General features: G+C 64.2%; 13 protein-coding genes. 6 read left to right on the top strand and 7 right to left on the bottom strand.

The annotated features are described in order from the left end of the window. Window positions 1–39: 39 nt before the first annotated feature. From ESB00_RS12865 to ESB00_RS12850, 4 genes are all read right to left on the bottom strand, one after another. Window positions 40–855, bottom strand: coding sequence for a PulJ/GspJ family protein (locus ESB00_RS12865; protein ID WP_129048085.1), 816 nt, complete (start codon window positions 853–855; stop codon window positions 40–42). Next, a complete protein-coding gene (locus ESB00_RS12860) occupies window positions 852–1,547 on the bottom strand; it encodes a type IV pilus modification PilV family protein (protein WP_129048084.1) in 696 nt (231 codons plus the stop codon). The genes ESB00_RS12865 and ESB00_RS12860 overlap by 4 nt, the downstream gene beginning before the upstream one ends. Before the next feature lie 98 nt (window positions 1,548–1,645). Further along, window positions 1,646–2,314: a response regulator gene (locus tag ESB00_RS12855; protein ID WP_129048083.1), complete on the bottom strand. Its 669-nt coding sequence runs from the start codon at window positions 2,312–2,314 to the stop codon at window positions 1,646–1,648. Next, complete coding sequence (locus ESB00_RS12850) at window positions 2,311–3,555, bottom strand: sensor histidine kinase (RefSeq protein ID WP_164976190.1); 1,245 nt, start codon at window positions 3,553–3,555, stop codon at window positions 2,311–2,313. The genes ESB00_RS12855 and ESB00_RS12850 overlap by 4 nt, the downstream gene beginning before the upstream one ends. 90 nt (window positions 3,556–3,645) lie before the next feature. Between ESB00_RS12850 and metG the strand changes: the two genes are divergently transcribed. The 3 genes from metG (at window position 3,646) to menD (ending at window position 8,451) form a co-directional block, all read left to right on the top strand. Then, complete coding sequence (gene metG, locus ESB00_RS12845; protein ID WP_129048081.1) at window positions 3,646–5,196, top strand: methionine--tRNA ligase; 1,551 nt, start codon at window positions 3,646–3,648, stop codon at window positions 5,194–5,196. A 94-nt stretch (window positions 5,197–5,290) separates the two neighbouring features. Continuing rightward, the gene (locus ESB00_RS12840; RefSeq protein WP_164976189.1) at window positions 5,291–6,715 is read left to right on the top strand and encodes an isochorismate synthase; all 1,425 of its coding nucleotides are present in this window, start codon (window positions 5,291–5,293) and stop codon (window positions 6,713–6,715) included. Further along, the gene (menD, locus tag ESB00_RS12835) at window positions 6,712–8,451 is read left to right on the top strand and encodes a 2-succinyl-5-enolpyruvyl-6-hydroxy-3-cyclohexene-1-carboxylic-acid synthase (RefSeq protein ID WP_129048079.1); all 1,740 of its coding nucleotides are present in this window, start codon (window positions 6,712–6,714) and stop codon (window positions 8,449–8,451) included. The genes ESB00_RS12840 and menD overlap by 4 nt, the downstream gene beginning before the upstream one ends. 2 nt (window positions 8,452–8,453) lie before the next feature. Here the strand turns inward: menD and ESB00_RS12830 are convergent, their stop codons facing one another. Further along, entirely contained in the window at window positions 8,454–9,548 is a 1,095-nt protein-coding gene (locus tag ESB00_RS12830; protein WP_129048078.1) for an ATP-binding protein, read from the bottom strand. Window positions 9,549–9,653: 105 nt separating this feature from the next. Beyond that, window positions 9,654–11,546 (bottom strand): potassium transporter Kup, encoded by a 1,893-nt coding sequence (locus ESB00_RS12825; RefSeq protein ID WP_129048077.1) that lies wholly within the window; start codon window positions 11,544–11,546, stop codon window positions 9,654–9,656. A gap of 145 nt (window positions 11,547–11,691) precedes the next feature. Between ESB00_RS12825 and menB the strand changes: the two genes are divergently transcribed. Then, window positions 11,692–12,525 carry a 1,4-dihydroxy-2-naphthoyl-CoA synthase gene (gene menB / locus ESB00_RS12820; protein ID WP_129048076.1) on the top strand — a complete coding sequence of 278 codons (834 nt, stop codon included), beginning with the start codon at window positions 11,692–11,694 and terminating at the stop codon, window positions 12,523–12,525. Window positions 12,526–12,580: 55 nt separating this feature from the next. Further along, window positions 12,581–13,465 (top strand): 5'-3' exonuclease, encoded by an 885-nt coding sequence (locus tag ESB00_RS12815; RefSeq protein WP_129048075.1) that lies wholly within the window; start codon window positions 12,581–12,583, stop codon window positions 13,463–13,465. An 18-nt stretch (window positions 13,466–13,483) separates the two neighbouring features. Here the strand turns inward: ESB00_RS12815 and ESB00_RS12810 are convergent, their stop codons facing one another. Beyond that, the gene (locus ESB00_RS12810; RefSeq protein ID WP_129048074.1) at window positions 13,484–14,224 is read right to left on the bottom strand and encodes a response regulator transcription factor; all 741 of its coding nucleotides are present in this window, start codon (window positions 14,222–14,224) and stop codon (window positions 13,484–13,486) included. 130 nt (window positions 14,225–14,354) lie between these two features. Between ESB00_RS12810 and ESB00_RS12805 the strand changes: the two genes are divergently transcribed. Next, entirely contained in the window at window positions 14,355–15,230 is an 876-nt protein-coding gene (locus ESB00_RS12805; protein ID WP_129048073.1) for a carbon-nitrogen hydrolase, read from the top strand. Window positions 15,231–15,260 lie beyond the last annotated feature (30 nt).

Raw genomic sequence — 15,260 nt, 5'->3', positions numbered from 1 at the left:
TTCACGAGAGAAGGAGGAGATACGGTGGTTGTTCATGGCTTAGCGTCGGGGCGAGACGGTGTAGTTGAAACTGGAGCTGGAGAGCATGTTGTTCCGGGTGGTGCCGTTCACGACTTCCATGTTGATCGCGATGAAGCCGTTTGTGGCGGTGGAATCGGGCGATTCAGACGAGAATGACGGGTAGCGGTCGCCCACGACAAAGGGTGAAGAGGCCACCGTTACCGCCCGTCCGATGGTTTGATCGGCGAGCACCTTGTAACCCGTCGGGCTGGCGTTTCCGGCCAGGTTTATGGCATTAAGTTCCGCGGCGAGGCCGGTGAGCGGGTGGCCGTTCGAGGTGGAGGAGGAACCCTCACCCCAATCCTTGGTTTCATAGTAGCGCATTTCCTGCGGGACGTTTCGCTTCTCCTGGCTGCCCGTCATCCGGTAATAGATTCGGATCTGCCGGATATCACTGGTCCGGTATTGGGACGTCGCGGTCACCAGCACCAAACAGTCGCCATGGGCGATCCACTTGTCGTAGTCGTTGTCAGCCGCATCCTCGAGTTGCATGGATGAAGGGCCGCCCGCTTCGCCGGCCACCAGACTGACATTGGTGTCGATATCGGTGTAATACGGGAAGAGGTAGAAGAACGAGGCGTCCAGCGTCTCCTTGGAAATCTGGGCCATGAGGGACCGCAGCGTGGCGTTGGTTTCCAGGCGCTGGCTGTCCTTATACATCGTGCGCAGGCCGAAGAGGAACGTGCTCAGGCACATTGTCATGACGATGGAGATCACGGTCATGCTGATCAGAACCTCCACCAAGGTGAAACCGCGCTGGTGGAGACGTCGGGAATTGGTCGGGGATGTTTTCATTGATCGAAGCGGGTGCGAATGATGACCTCACGGTCGCGAATGACGCGTTCGACGCGGCCATCGAGGTAGCTGTAAGTGTAGACCAGAGTGATTTTCTTCACCTCGCTGGCGTCGCCGTCGGGAATCTCGTCGATCCACACCCAGATGTTCATGTTGATTTGCTGCGAGGCCGTGCCGGTGACGGTCGAGAGGGGAATGCTGCCGGTGTAGTTGTCGATGGCGCCGATGTCGGCTGCCTTGACCGAGGCATCGGGCGTGGTCGTGGGTCCCTTCGGGGTGTTGCCCGCCGTGGTGTGGACCACCTTCAACCAGACTACCTTTGATTGGTTAAGCCGGACCCGGAAGTAGGGCGGGGTTGTCGCCGACGGCGCAAAAGGATCCGTCTCGTAGCTCGGCAAGAGCGTCGTGTAGTCGAGCTGCTTGATTTGCTCGATGATCCCATAGGTCATCGAAGTTGCGGCGGCATGCAGCACGCTCGACTCGGTCACCCGGCGGCTTTGGATAAAGGTGCCGATAAAGCCCAACATCACGCCCGCCATCAGGGTCAGTGCGACCATGACTTCGACGAGGGTGACGCCGCTGGATTTTTTACGCGGCTGGATTGGAGCTACCACGGTGGTGCCCTCAACGCATGCAGAAGGAATCGTTGTTCCTCTCCGCGCGTGAATATTGCTGGACGGGTGGGGATGCATCGGCGGCCATAGTAGCCTAAGCCGGTGAAACCCGATATGGCCCTATGGCCGCAGAAAAAGACTCTGTTATGGCCAGAGGCTTAAGCCTCTATTGGTCATTAATGCTGCCCCGCTTTCCCCGCTTCAACATAGAGTGCGGCTGCCTGGGTGCGGCGGGTGATGTTTAGCTTGGTGAAGATGGTCGCGAGGTAGTTCTTCACCGTTTTCTCGGTCAGCCCCAGCTGTTCGCCGATTTCCTTGTTGGTCATACCACCGGCCAATAAGGCGACCACCCGACGCTCTTGCGGTGAAAGCGCATCCAGCTTGTCGTTAGCGCTTTGCGTGCCGCCGTGGCGGACCAAGTTGACCACTTGACTGGCCATGGAGGGATCCAGCACGGAATCGCCCCGCGCCACTGCTCTCAAGGCGGAGGCCAGGGTCGGGCCATCGTTCTCCTTCAGAAGGTAGCCTTTGGCCCCGGCGGCTATGGCTTCATGCACATTCCGTTCGCTGTTGCTGGAAGTCAGGATGAGCACGGGAGTGCCCGGGCGCGATTTGAGGTAGTCGCGACACGCCAGCAGTCCGGATTTGTCCGGCAAGTGCAGGTCCAGCATCACGACATCCGGTTTCAAGCGGTTCAGCAGTTCCAACCCTGCCGCCGCGGTGCCGGCCTCGCCGACGATCTGGATGTCGGCGTAGTCCTCCAGGGCGCTGCGCAGGCCGAGTCGGACGATGGGGCTGTCGTCAACCAGGATGATACGGATGATGCTGGCCGAGGAAGCGCTCATGAGTGGGCGGGCAGCGGCAAGGTGAGGATGATGCGGGTGCCCTGACCGGGCGTGGACTCGACTTGCAAGCCGCCGCCGAGGCCGAGGGCCCGGGCTTGCATGTTGTCCAGACCGTGGCCCCGGCTGGCCTCGGGGCTGAAGCCCCGGCCGTCATCCTGCACGGATAGCGCGATCGATTCGTCGTTGCGGCCAGCGCGGAGGATGATCCGGCGGGCGCCGCCATGCCGCAGGCTGTTGCTCACGGCTTCTCGCAGGATGTTCATGATTTCGGCCACTTGCGGCGAAGGTATCAGCTCCAGGGTCTCGGCGTCGAGCCGGCGCTCGATGCGAACCTCGTCTCCGGTGGGCAGTGATCCCAGCATGCCGGCGAGCGCCGCGTTGAAGGACTGGCCGTTGACGCTGCCCGGCTCGAGATCTTGCAGGTAGGAGCGCACCTCCTGGTTGACGCGCCGCAACTCGGCCAGGCATTGCTGCATGCGCTCCTGCATTTCCGGGGCGAGGTCGGATTTCTTCTGCACGCTCTCCAGGGTGAGGCACACGGCGTAGAGGGTCTGGCAGATGTTGTCGTGCAACTCGCGGCCCAGGCGCACGCGTTCGGCGACGGAGCGGTCGAGCAGGCTGCGGTTGACCTGCAGATCCTCCTCGGCGCGGGCGCGCGCGGCGTGCTCCACCGCGAGGGCGGTGCCTCGCTCGTGGGTCAGCCGGGCCAGCTCCTGCAAGCTCGTCGCCTCGGCCCGTGCCTGTCCCCAGGGAGCGCGGGTGGTGGACTCCATGGACGATCGGCGGCTTTCAATCAGGATGGCCAGCAACGGCACCAGACCGAGCAAGAGAGCCAGCAGAACCACGGTGGCCATGATACGCTGATGCAGCACCTGGGTGCGGGTCAGTGCAGGTGTCGCGAAACTCACCCGCGCCTCCCAGCCCGGCATGTTTCCGACCGGCATGGTGAAGCTCAGTCCGCCTGCCGGTCCAGGGGTGGCGGGAGCTTGCCCGGTTTGGTAGAGTTCGACCGTGCCGCCGACCATGGCACCGAGTTCCTTCTGAAAATAGGCATCCCAGCGCTCCGGCGGCAAACCGCTCAGCGCGATAATCCGCCCCAAGCGCGCGCGTTGCTCGTCCACGGCCAGGCGTTGCAGATGGCGGGTCTCTTTGGTCAGCCACCACTGGAGGCTCAGGGCCGCGGCCAGGAAAAGCAGCAACAGCAGCAGGGCCAGGCCGATGGAGCGGGTGAGGGGATGCATGCGGGACTGGCCGAAGGTTAGGCCGGGGATGAGGGGTTCGTCAAAACCTTCGACAAACGCCCCGGCCCGGCTACATCTTTTGACCCTTTTATGCCGCGTTTCTACATCACGACCGCCATCGACTATGTGAACGGTTCGCCGCACCTCGGCCATGCCTACGAGAAGGTGCTGACGGACGTCATTGCCCGGTTCCGGCGGATGATGGGCGATGAGGTGCACTTCCTGACCGGCGTGGACGAGCACGGCCAGAAGGTCCAGGCCAGCGCCCGCAAACGCGGCATCCCGCCCCAGCAGTTCTGCGACGAGGTCAGCCAGGAGTTCCGCGGGCTGCTGCCGCGCCTGACGATCACCAACGACGACTTCATCCGCACCACCGAGGAGCGGCACAAGAAGGTCGTGCGCGACATCCTCCAGCAGCTCTTTCAGAAGGGAGAGATCTACAAGTCCGAATACAAGGGCTTCTACTCGACGCGCCAGGAACAGTTCCTCCAGGACAAGGACCGCAACCCCGACGGCTCGTGGCCCGAGATCTTCGGCGAGGTCACCGAGATCGTGGAGTCCAACTACTTCTTCAAACTGAAGCAGTATCAGGATTGGCTCGTCCAGTTCCTGACCGACAATCCCGATTTCATCTTCCCGGCCTACCGGCAAAAGCAGGTGCTTGAATTCCTGAAGGAGCCGCTCAACGACCTCTGCATCTCGCGCCCGAAGGAGCGCCTCGAATGGGGCATCCCGATGCCGTTCGACGATGGTTACGTCACCTACGTGTGGTTCGACGCGCTGCTCAACTATTACTCCGCCGTCGTGGACCGCCCCGAGGTCTGGCGCGAGGCGCACCACGTCATCGGCAAGGACATCCTCGTGCCGCCGCACGCCGTTTACTGGCCGATCATGCTGAAGGCCGCGGGCATCCCGTTGCCGAAGGGCATCATCGCTCACGGGTGGTGGCTGCAGCGAGGCGCCAAGATGTCCAAGAGCACGGGCAACGCGCTCAACCCGCTCGATCTCGTCAGTGAGTTTGGTGCCGACGCCTTCCGTTACTTCCTCATTCGCGAGATGAACGTCGGCCAGGACAGCGACTTTACGCGCGAGCAGTTCCTCGTGCGTTACAACAGCGAACTGGCCAACAACCTCGGCAATCTCGTCAACCGCACGCTCAACATGACGACCCGCTTCGCCGGTGGTGTCATTCCCGCGGCCGAGGCCGGCGACGAACTCGATGCGAACCTGCGCGCCCTTTGGGACAAGACCCGCGATGAGTTCATCCCGCTCTGCGAAGGCCATCAGTTCCACACTGCGCTGGAGCGCGCGATGGTCTTCCTAACCGAGACCAACGCTTACATCGAGAAACGCGCCCCCTGGAAGCTCGGCAAGTCCGCCGAGGCGAGGGACCAGGCGTTGCTCCGCACCTCGCTCGCCACGATGGCCGAGGCGCTGCGGCTGGCGGTGGCACTCATCCAGCACGTGATTCCGACCTCCACCCAGAAGATTAACGCCGTGCTCGGTTACGAGCCCGGCGCGGTCTGGCGCGACGAACTCGTCTGGGGCGGCAAACTCGCCGGCCGCAAGGTCGCCGAGTCGCTGGTGCTCTTCCCGCGGCCCACACCGCCGGCCGCCCCGGCCCCCGTGCCGAAGAAATGATGGATCCATCACTGCTTTCAGGATGACGCGTCTGACGGATCAGTGCCGAACCTGTCATTCTGAGCGGAGCGAGAAATCCAGAGCCATCAGCCGCATGAAAACCCCACCCGTCAACCCGACCGGGAGCGCGACCCCGGAGGCATTGGGAGCCTTCTTCGCGCAGTGTGCCGCCGAGGCGCGCACGGCGGGGCGTCCGCAGTTGGTGAGCATCAGCGTAGTGGTGGACAACCTCGATCCGCTGGCGGTGCTGGAGTCCATCTTCGAACCGGGCGAACCCCACTTCTACGCCGAACGTCCTGCGCAGGGCTTTGGCGTGGCGGGCGCCGAAGTGGCGGTGGAGTTTACTGCGCAGGGTGCCCGGCGCTTTGCCGACGCGAAGGCTTTCATCGCCGCCACGCTGGCCAACACGATCGCCGTTGGTCCGCTGGCCGAGCCGTTTGCCGGGCCGCATTTCTTCTTTGCCGCCGGCTTCGCCGATGAGGCGGCACCCGGGGCGGCCTTTCCCTCGCTTCGGCTTTTCGTGCCGCGCTGGCAGGTGGCCCGCATGGGCGACAGCACCGTGGCCGTGGCGAACGTGCTGGTGGCGGCGGATGCTCCGCTGGAAATGCTCACGGCCCGCATCTGGCGCGCGCATGCGAAATTCGGCGCCTTCGACTACAGCCGGGCGAAGCAGAAGGACCGTCCGTCCGCCCCGCGCATGGCGGAGGAAATCGGCGGAAGCGGCTCGTATCAACGGGCCGTGGCGCAGGCGCTCACGGAGATCGCCCGCGGCGATTACCAGAAGGTCGTGCTTGCCCGCGCCCTTCGCTACACGACCACCGAGGAGTTTCATCCCATGGGCGTGCTGAACCACCTGCGGCAGCGTTATCCCGACTGCTATTCGTTCTCCATCGCCAATGGCAAAGGACAGAGCTTCATCGGCGCGTCGCCCGAGCGCCTGGTGCGCGTGGCCGGCGGGCGCATGCACACGGCCGCGCTGGCCGGTTCGGCTCCACGCGGCCAGTCGGCCAGCGAAGACGCGGCCTTTGCCCAGGGACTCCTGCACAGCGAGAAGGACCTGCGCGAACACCGGCTGGTGCTCGACTCGATTGCCGGACGTCTGGCGGACCTGGGTCTGCAACTCGAACACGCGACACAACCGCGGCTGCTCGGACTGGCCAACGTGCATCACCTGCACACGCCCGTCAGCGCCAGCCTGCCGGCGGAAGCGCATATTCTCGACCTCGTGGCCCGACTGCATCCGACACCGGCGGTGGGCGGTGCGCCGCAGGAGCCCGCGCTCGCGGCCATGCGGCGCCTCGAAACTTTCCCGCGCGGGCTTTACGCCGGCCCGCAGGGGTGGGTTGATCACCGGGGCGGAGGCGAGTTCTTTGTCGGCTTGCGTAGCGCCCTGATCGATGGCCGCACCGCCACGGCCTACGCGGGCGCCGGCATCGTGGCCGGTTCGGAACCGGAGAAGGAATTTGCCGAGACCGAGCTGAAGTTCAAAGCTCTGCTCGAAGCCCTCACCCAGTCATGAAGCCGGCTCCCGCAAGCACGCTCGATTTCCGCAACACCAACACCCTCTGGTGCAGTGTGCTCGTGGAGACGCTCGTGCGCTGCGGTTTGCGCCAGGCGGTAATCTCGCCCGGCTCTCGCTCGGCGCCGCTCACCTTCGCGCTGGCCCGGCATGCCGGTATCGAGACCATCCCGGTGCTGGACGAACGGTCCGCCTCGTTTTTTGCGCTGGGTCTGGCCAAGCAGCACCGGCGCCCGGTTGCGCTGGTCTGCACGAGCGGCACTGCGGCGGCAAATTTCCTGCCCGCGGTGGTCGAGGCCCACGAGAGTGGCGTGCCGCTGCTGGTGCTCACGGCGGACCGGCCGCCGGAGCTTCGCGACTGCCACTCGGGACAGACCATCGACCAGGTGAAAATTTACGGCGGCTACGTGAACTTCCAGCATGAGCTGGCCGTGCCGCAGGCAACGTTACAGATGCTGCGCTACCTGCGTCAGACCGTGGCGTATGCGTTCGCGCGCACGTCGCTTCCGGCCGCCGGAGCGGTCCATCTGAATTGTCCGTTTCGCGACCCGCTGGTGCCCTTGCCTGACCAGGCGGCTCTCCCGACGGCATCTGAGATGAGAGGATTCTTCGACGGGCTTCGTCCGCCGGCCGGACCCGTTGCGACTGGCTTGGCGGGCGGGCTGCGTTTCAAGCAGCGGGGCATAATCGTGGTCGGACCGATTGAGTCGGCCGCGGGGGGGCGGTGCGCTGAAAACGTCGGACGCATTTCGCGTGCCCTGGGCTGGCCAGTTCTGGCCGACGCGCTTTCGCCGGTGCGCATGCAGGCTCGCAGCGCCGGAGCGGTGGTTGCGCACTACGACACCATGCTCCGCAACGACAAGGTCGCGACCATGCTGCGTCCGGAACAGGTCATCTGCCTCGGTGGCTGGCCGACCAGCAAGGTGCTGCGAATGTGGCTGCAGCAGGCTGATCCGGAGGTGGTGCTGGTCACGGACCGTGCGACCAACGAGGACGCCTTGCACTTGCGCACTCGGGTGGAGTCGGCGAATCCGGCGGTGTGGGGTGGGCATTTCCGCGGCCGGCGTGCGCTGTCTGGCTATGCCAAGGAATGGCTCCGGACCGATGCCCGAGTGGGTCGTGCGCTCAATGCGGCCTTGAAGTCGGTGAAGAATCTTGTCGAGCCGGTCTGGCCGGCGCTGCTGGCGGCCAGTCTTCCAGCCGGCACGCCCTGCTTCTTCGCCAGCTCCATGCCGGTGCGCGACGCCGAGTATCTCTGGCCGTTGGGCAACCGCGGCCAGCGGATTTTTTTCAACCGCGGGGCCAACGGCATCGATGGCACGCTTTCGACGGCGCTGGGTGTGGCGCACGGCGGCGCGCCTGCGACCCTTGTGACCGGCGATCTCTCGCTGCTGCATGACACGAACGGGTTTCTCACGGTGCCCAAGCTCAGGGGCAGCCTGACCATCTTGCTGATCAACAACAACGGCGGCGGCATCTTCGGGCACCTGCCCGTCGCGCAGTTCGAGCCGCCCTTCGAAGAGTTTTTCGCCACGCCCCAGAACGTGGATTTTGCCAGGCTCTGCGCCACTTACGGCGTGGCACACCGCGTGGTGAAGTCCGCCGCGCACCTGGCGCAGGCGTTGGCGAAGTTGCCGCAGCGCGGTGTGCGGGTGCTGGAACTGCGCACCGACCGCCGGCGAGACGCGGCGTGGCGGAAGGAGACTTTCGCCGCCGTGGCGGCCAAGCTGGCTTAGGATCAGGCCAGCGGGACGCGCACGAGGAAGGTCGTGCCCTGGCGCGAAGTCTTGAACTCGATGCTGCCGCCATGGGCGTCGATGACGGAGCGCGCGATGGCCAGGCCGAGGCCGGTGCCGTTGGGTTTGCCCCGGCTGACGAAAGGCTCGAACAAGGTCTCGCGGATTTCGCGCGGGATGCCGGGACCGTTGTCGGCCACGCTGACCGTGGCGAAGCGGCCTTCGCGTTTGGCGGAGACGGCCACCTTGGCCCCCGGACGGCCGGTCAGGGCTTCGCGGGCATTGGTCACGAGGTTTTGCATGACGCGCTGAAAACGGTCGGAGTCGAGCGACACGACGAGCGGCGTGGGCTTGAAGGTCAGGCGGATGCCGGCGCGGGCGAGCGCCTCGAGGTTGTTCTCGTGCAGCTGGTGCAGGGATTCCTGCAAGGGCACGGCCCTTTGTTTGAGGCGGGTTTCGCCGCGCGCGAAATCCAGCACCTCCTCGACCATGCCCCCAAGGCGGTCCACCTGCCGCAGGATCATGCGGCAGAGTTCCTGGTTCTGCGGCGTCTGGTTGCGTTTGGCGATGAGCTCGGTCGCCAGTTTGATCGTGGAAAACGGGGCGCGGAAGTCGTGGATCATCGAGTTGGCCATCTCGCCGATCAGGGTGATCTTTTCCTTGCGCATGACCTCGCTGACGTACCGCTCGTTGGTGGCGCGCAGATTCTCGCTCACGTGGCTGAAGAGCCGCAGCACCGTGTGCCAGGAGGATTCGGACAGCAGCTGGATAAACTGCCTTTGTGCCAGGCGCCCGAGCTGAACCGGCCCGTCGGCAATCGCGGCCGTGCTGCGGGGCGAGCCGTCGAGGACACCGAGTTCGCCGAAGTAGTCATCGGGTCCCTTGTGGGCGATGAGCTGCGCCGTGCCGACGGCGGATTTTTTCATGAGCGCCACGCGGCCGGTCAGCACCAGATAGACGCAGTCCGAGACGCTGCCTTCCTCGAAGATCACCGCGCGGTGGGGAAAGCGCACCAGGCGCACCAGCTTTTCCAGCTTGGCACCCTGGGCGGCCGGAAAGTGGCTGAGAAACCGGTGGGAGCGGATCAGAGAGCGCATCACGGACACTCTTGCGCAGGAGCCGCACCCCGCGCAAGCCGCCTCGACGCGAAGTATTATCAAGGAAACGTGAAGAGCGATTTCCTGCCGGGGCCGGTTCAGCCGCTAGAGCTGGATCGGCAAGCCCACCTCGATGATCTGCATCGGTGGCAGGCGGTAGTAGTCGCGCACCGGACGGGCGTTGCGGCTGAGGAGCGAGTAAAGCCGCTTTTGCCAATGCCACAGGCGGGTGTCGCCGCCGGTGATGATCATTTCGCGGTTAAAGTAGTAGGTGGTCTCGGTGAGTTTCACCGGCACCCCGGTGTCGCGCACGCGCTCCATGAGGGCGGTGACGTCGGGTGACTCCATGTAGCCGTAGCGGGCCACCACGCGCCACACCCCCAGGCCCTGGCCAATCTCGCGCACTTCCACCCGCTCGGCATCGGGCACGGCCGGCACCTCCTCGGTGACGACGCTCAGCAAGACGACGGTCTCATGCAGGACCTTGTTGGCCTTCACATGATGCAGCAGCACGAGCGGAGTGCCGCGCGCCAGTCCGGCCATGAACACCGCGGTGCCGCGCACCCGCACGATGCGGTCGGAGGCGGCGACATTGCACAGTTCGTCCTCGGTGATCTCGTTGGCGTAGATGCGGCGGAAGATCTCCTCCTTGCCCTTTTTCCAGGTGTGCATGATCGCCAGCATCCCGAGGGCGACCAGCACGGGGAACCAGCCACCGTGGACCAGTTTGTGGAGGTTTGAGTAGAACAGGGCACCGTCGAAGAGCAGGAAGACGGCCGCCAATGCCGCGGCACCGAGCAGCGGCCACCGCCAGCGCCGGCGCATCACGCTGTAGAAGGCGATGGTGGTTACGACCATGGTGCCGGTGACGGCGATGCCGTAGGCGGCGGCGAGGTTGTTCGACGACTTGAAGGTGATCACGGTCCAGATGGAACCGAGCGCAAGGGCGCCGTTGACCAAGGGCAGGTAGATTTGCCCGGACTGGTCGGGATTGGTGTAGTTGACCTGCAGGCGCGGGAAATAGCCGAGCTGGATGGCCTGGCGGGTGAGCGAAAACGTGCCGGAAATCATGGCCTGGCTGGCGATGATGGCGGCTACGATGGACAAGCCCGTGAGCACGAGGCGCGCCGGGCCCTCGGGCACGAGGGCGAAAAAGGGGCTGGTCGGATCACCGGGGTGGGAGAGGGCCCACGCGCCTTGACCGAAGTAGTTCAAGACCAGTCCAGGAAAAGCCCCAAAATACCAGGCGCGGGCGATGTATTTGCGTCCGAAGTGGCCCATGTCCGCGTAAAGCGCCTCGGCGCCGGTGATCACCAGCACCACCGCGCCGAGGATGGCCGCGGCGTTGGTGGGGTGCTCGGCCAGCAGGCGAAAGCCGTGCACGGGATTGACGGCCGCCAGCACCGCGGGGGTCTCCACGATGTGCCAGAGACCAAGGCTGCCGAGCACCAGGAACCACACCACCATGGCCGGTCCGAAAATACGGCCGATGGCCTTGGTGCCCTTGTATTGGACGAGGAACAGACCGCCGAGAATCACGCAGGCAATGAGCGGCACATACTGCGCCAAGTTGGGGTTGAAGCTCTCCAAGCCTTCCGCCGCACCCAACACCGAGATGGCCGGGGTGATCACGCCATCACCATAGAGCAGCGCCGCGCCAAACAGGATGAGGATGATGAGCCAGCTGCCGCCCTTGCGGGGACGCTGGTGCTCCCCATGACTCAGGGCCAGCAGGGCGAAGATGCCGCCTTCGCCGCGGTTGTCCGCACGCATCACGAATCCGAGATACTTGAAAGTGACCTCGAAGAGCAGCGCCCAGAACACCAGCGACAACGCGCCGAGGATGCTCGCACTGCGTTCATCGGCCGGCAGGGCCTGCAAACACTCGCGCAACGCGTAGAGCGGACTGGTGCCGATGTCGCCGAAAACCACGCCCAGCGCTCCCATGGTGAGTCCCGCTTTGGCGGCTGTGCCGGTGGCTGAAGCTGGGTTGCTCATGTGAAGGGGCGATTGTCGGGCCAGCGTCCGCAACTCCAAGCAGTTTTACGGGCAGACCCAAATGTTGCTTGACGCTGCTTGGTAAAATCAGGCCGTGCCGGTGAAAACGGTTGCCGCTCAAGGCTTTTCGGGCAACCCTGTGCACATGGCCATTGCTTGGAAATCCGTCAAAACCTACACCGACATCCTTTATCACAAAGCCGGCGGCATCGCCCGCATCACGATAAATCGGCCGGAGAAGCGCAACGCGTTCCGCCCGCTGACCGTCGTGGAAATGCATGAGGCCCTGCTGGACGCCCGCGAGGACCCCAAGATCGGCGTGGTGCTTCTGACTGGCGCGGGTCCGGCCAAGGATGGCAAATATGCCTTCTGCGCGGGCGGGGACCAGTCGGTGCGGGGCCATGGCGGCTACATCGACGACGCTGGCGTGCCGCGGCTCAACATCCTCGATGTCCAGAAGCTCATCCGCTCGATGCCCAAGGTCGTCATTGCGCTCGTGGCCGGCTATTCGATCGGTGGCGGCCATGTGCTGCACGTGATCTGCGACCTCACGATCGCCGCGGACAACGCGATCTTCGGCCAGGTCGGGCCCAAGATGGGCAGCTTTGACGGCGGATACGGCTCCAGCTACCTCGCCCGGCTCGTCGGCCAGAAAAAGGCCCGCGAGATCTGGTTCCTCTGCCGCCAATACAACGCCGCCGAGGCAATGGCGATGGGCCTCGTGAACAAGGTTGTGCCGGTGGCCGAACTCGAAAACGAGGGCGTCACCTGGGCGAAGGAAATTCTAGAGCGCAGCCCGCTCGCCATCCGTTGCCTGAAGTCGGCCTTCAACGCGGAACTCGACGGCTTGACCGGCGTGCAGGAACTTTCCGGCAACGCCACCATGCTCTACTACATGACCGAGGAAGCGAAGGAGTTCAGCACCGCGCAGCGCGAGAAGCGCAAACCCAAGGCCGAGCAGTTCCCCTGGTTGCCGTGAGTCGCGCGCGGTGATTTGGGTTTGTGCCCGCCCCGTTCCCGGTTTCCTTCGGCGCATGGCGAAATGGCTGCTGGTTGACGGATACAACATGGCGTTCCGGGCGTTCTACGGGATGCCCGAACTGACTCGCGCGGATGGGTTCCCGACCGGTGCCCTGCATGGCTGGGTTAAGACCATGTGGAAGCTGCAGGACCAGGAAAAGCCCGACGCCATGCTGGTCTTTTTCGACCTCGGCGGCTCACAGGACCGGCTGGCCCTGCATCCGGAATACAAGGCCCAGCGCAAGGAAACGCCCGAGCCGCTGGAGAAGCAGATTCCCGTCATCAAGGAACTGACGCGGGCGATGGGACTGGTGGGCGTGGAGTTGGACGGCGTGGAGTCGGATGATCTGCTGGCCGCCCAGGCGCGCGTACTCGCCGCCGCCGGGCATGACGTGCTGATCGTGAGCGCCGACAAGGATTTCGCCCAGTGCGTGAACGACCGCATCAAAATCCTGTCTCCGCCACCGACGGCCAACCCGAAGCTCGGCTGGCGCCTGATGGACGCGGCTGCCGTGGTCGAGAAGTTTGGCGTGCCCCCCGCGCAGATCGCCGAATACCTCGCGCTCATCGGGGACACTTCCGACAATATTCCCGGCATCGACGGGGTGGGGCCGAAGACGGCGGCGAAGTGGTTCGCCGAGTTCAAGACCCTCGAGGGCATCATCGCCGCGGCCGGCTCACTTAAGCCTGAGCGTTTCCGCGAAGTTGTGATCCGGGACGCGGAGCGGCTCCGCGTGAACCTCAAGCTGACCACGCTGAGCGATAAGCCGGTGCTGCCGCAGGTGAACCAGGGAGAGCCGCAGGTGGCGAAGCTGCTTCAGTTGCTCGAAGCGATGGAAATGAAATCCACGCTCACCGAGGCGCAAAAGCGCTACTCCGGGCAGGCGGAGCTGTTCTGAGCCGGGACGGCTTCCCGCTCAGGAGGCGGAAGCCGGTGGCTCGAAGATGTAGCCGATGCCGTGGACGGTCTTGAAGCAGTCGAGGGAGACGCCGTTCTTGTCGAAGGCGGCGCGCACCTTGACGATGTATTGGTCGAGCGAGCGGCTGCGGATGTCGGCGTGGATACCCCAGACGGAGTGGATCAGCTCCTTGCGCGTGATCACGATGTTCCGGTGCAAGTGAAGATAGGCGATGATGCCCAGTTCCTTGCGGCCGGTCTTGAAGGTGGTGCCGTTGGGAAACTCAATTTCCAGCCGCTCGGGATGGACCTTGGCGCCAAGAAATTCGAAGGGACCGTCAATGGTGCGGAGATTCTTGGTGACGTTGAAATCCGTGTGGCCCTCGGTGCGGCGCAGCACGGCGCGGATGCGCGCGACCAGTTCCGTGTAGCTGAACGGTTTCGTGATGTAGTCGTCGCCGCCGAGGTTCAGGCCCTGGATCTTGGCTTCGTCGTGCGTGTTCGCGGTGACGAAAATAACCGGCGTGTTGATGTCCTGCGCCTTGAGTTCCTTGATGAGTTCGAAGCCGTTGCCGTCGGGCAGATTGACGTCGAGTAGAATGAGGTTCGCGAAATTGTTCTGCAGAAAACGCAGGGCCGGCGCGACGCGCTGGTAGGTCTGCACGTTCATGCCCGCCTCCTCCAAGTGTTGCGCGATCAGTTGGGCGAGTTCCAGTTCATCTTCGACCACGACGATCAGGGGGCGGGGTTCAGCGCACATAGGTGTGGGGGGCTAAGGGGAGGGACTAAGCTGTTTTTACAATTCACAGGCCCCTTGTCAAAGCCAACTTACACCCTGCCTTAACCTGAGAAATCTTGTCTTCCCCGGCTGGCGGACCTTCGCTCCGCGCATGAAGACGACCATCGGACTGCTCCAGCACGCCTGCACGCGTGATCCGGCGCAAAATTTGAAGAAAACCCTGGCCCTGGCTGAACAGGCGGCGAAGCGAGGCGCCAAGATCATCTGCACGCAGGAGTTGTTCCGCTCCCAATACTTCTGTCAGAGCGAGGACCACGCGAACTTCCTGCTGGCCGAGGCGATTCCCGGGCCCAGCACGGCGGCTTTCCAGAAGCTCGCGAAGAAGCACAAGGTGGTGATCGTGGCCTCGTTGTTCGAGAAACGCGCCGGTGGGCTCTACCACAACACCGCCGTGATCATCGATGCGGACGGCAAGTTGCTCGGCATCTACCGGAAGATGCACATCCCCGACGACCCGCTCTACTACGAGAAGTTCTACTTCACGCCCGGCGACACGGGCTTCCGCGCGTGGCAGACGAAATACGGCAAGATCGGCGTGCTCATCTGCTGGGACCAGTGGTATCCCGAGGGCGCGCGTCTCACGGCGCTGCAGGGCGCCGAGATCCTTTTTTACCCAACCGCGATCGGCTGGCACCCGAAAGAAAAAGCCAAATACGGCGCCAACCAGCACGGCGCGTGGGAAACCATCCAACGCGCGCACGGCGTGGCCAACGGCTGTTTCGTCGCGGTGACCAACCGCATTGGCACGGAGACGCCGGTCGGCGGCGACGGCATCCAGTTCTGGGGACAGAGTTTCGTGGCCGGCACCAGCGGGGAGATCCTCGCCAAGGCATCCACGGACAAAGAGGAAATCCTGCTTGTGCCCGTGGACCTCGGCAGTGTGGACACCACGCGCACGCACTGGCCGTTCCTGCGCGACCGGCGCATCGACGCCTACGGCGACATCACGAAACGCTACATTGACTGAAGCTGGAGCCCGCGCACCGCGCGGGCTTTT

It is taken from the genome of Oleiharenicola lentus (assembly GCF_004118375.1).
Taxonomy (GTDB): domain Bacteria; phylum Verrucomicrobiota; class Verrucomicrobiia; order Opitutales; family Opitutaceae; genus Lacunisphaera; species Lacunisphaera lenta.
Note: the sequence above shows the minus strand (reverse complement) of the source record. Positions and strands in the feature narration are given on the sequence as shown.

Excerpts from the sequence above, each read along its gene's own strand:
- ESB00_RS12830 (WP_129048078.1), bottom strand. The coding sequence starts at position 9,548 with ATGCGCTCTCTGATCCGCTCCCACCGGTTTCTCAGCCACTTTCCGGCC.
- menD (WP_129048079.1), top strand. The coding sequence starts at position 6,712 with ATGAAGCCGGCTCCCGCAAGCACGCTCGATTTCCGCAACACCAACACC.
- metG (WP_129048081.1), top strand. The coding sequence starts at position 3,646 with ATGCCGCGTTTCTACATCACGACCGCCATCGACTATGTGAACGGTTCG.
- ESB00_RS12865 (WP_129048085.1), bottom strand. The coding sequence starts at position 855 with ATGAAAACATCCCCGACCAATTCCCGACGTCTCCACCAGCGCGGTTTC.
- ESB00_RS12860 (WP_129048084.1), bottom strand. The coding sequence starts at position 1,547 with ATGCATCCCCACCCGTCCAGCAATATTCACGCGCGGAGAGGAACAACG.
- ESB00_RS12810 (WP_129048074.1), bottom strand. The coding sequence starts at position 14,224 with ATGTGCGCTGAACCCCGCCCCCTGATCGTCGTGGTCGAAGATGAACTG.
- ESB00_RS12815 (WP_129048075.1), top strand. The coding sequence starts at position 12,581 with ATGGCGAAATGGCTGCTGGTTGACGGATACAACATGGCGTTCCGGGCG.
- ESB00_RS12825 (WP_129048077.1), bottom strand. The coding sequence starts at position 11,546 with ATGAGCAACCCAGCTTCAGCCACCGGCACAGCCGCCAAAGCGGGACTC.
- ESB00_RS12855 (WP_129048083.1), bottom strand. The coding sequence starts at position 2,314 with ATGAGCGCTTCCTCGGCCAGCATCATCCGTATCATCCTGGTTGACGAC.
- menB (WP_129048076.1), top strand. The coding sequence starts at position 11,692 with ATGGCCATTGCTTGGAAATCCGTCAAAACCTACACCGACATCCTTTAT.
- ESB00_RS12840 (WP_164976189.1), top strand. The coding sequence starts at position 5,291 with ATGAAAACCCCACCCGTCAACCCGACCGGGAGCGCGACCCCGGAGGCA.
- ESB00_RS12850 (WP_164976190.1), bottom strand. The coding sequence starts at position 3,555 with ATGCATCCCCTCACCCGCTCCATCGGCCTGGCCCTGCTGCTGTTGCTG.
- ESB00_RS12805 (WP_129048073.1), top strand. The coding sequence starts at position 14,355 with ATGAAGACGACCATCGGACTGCTCCAGCACGCCTGCACGCGTGATCCG.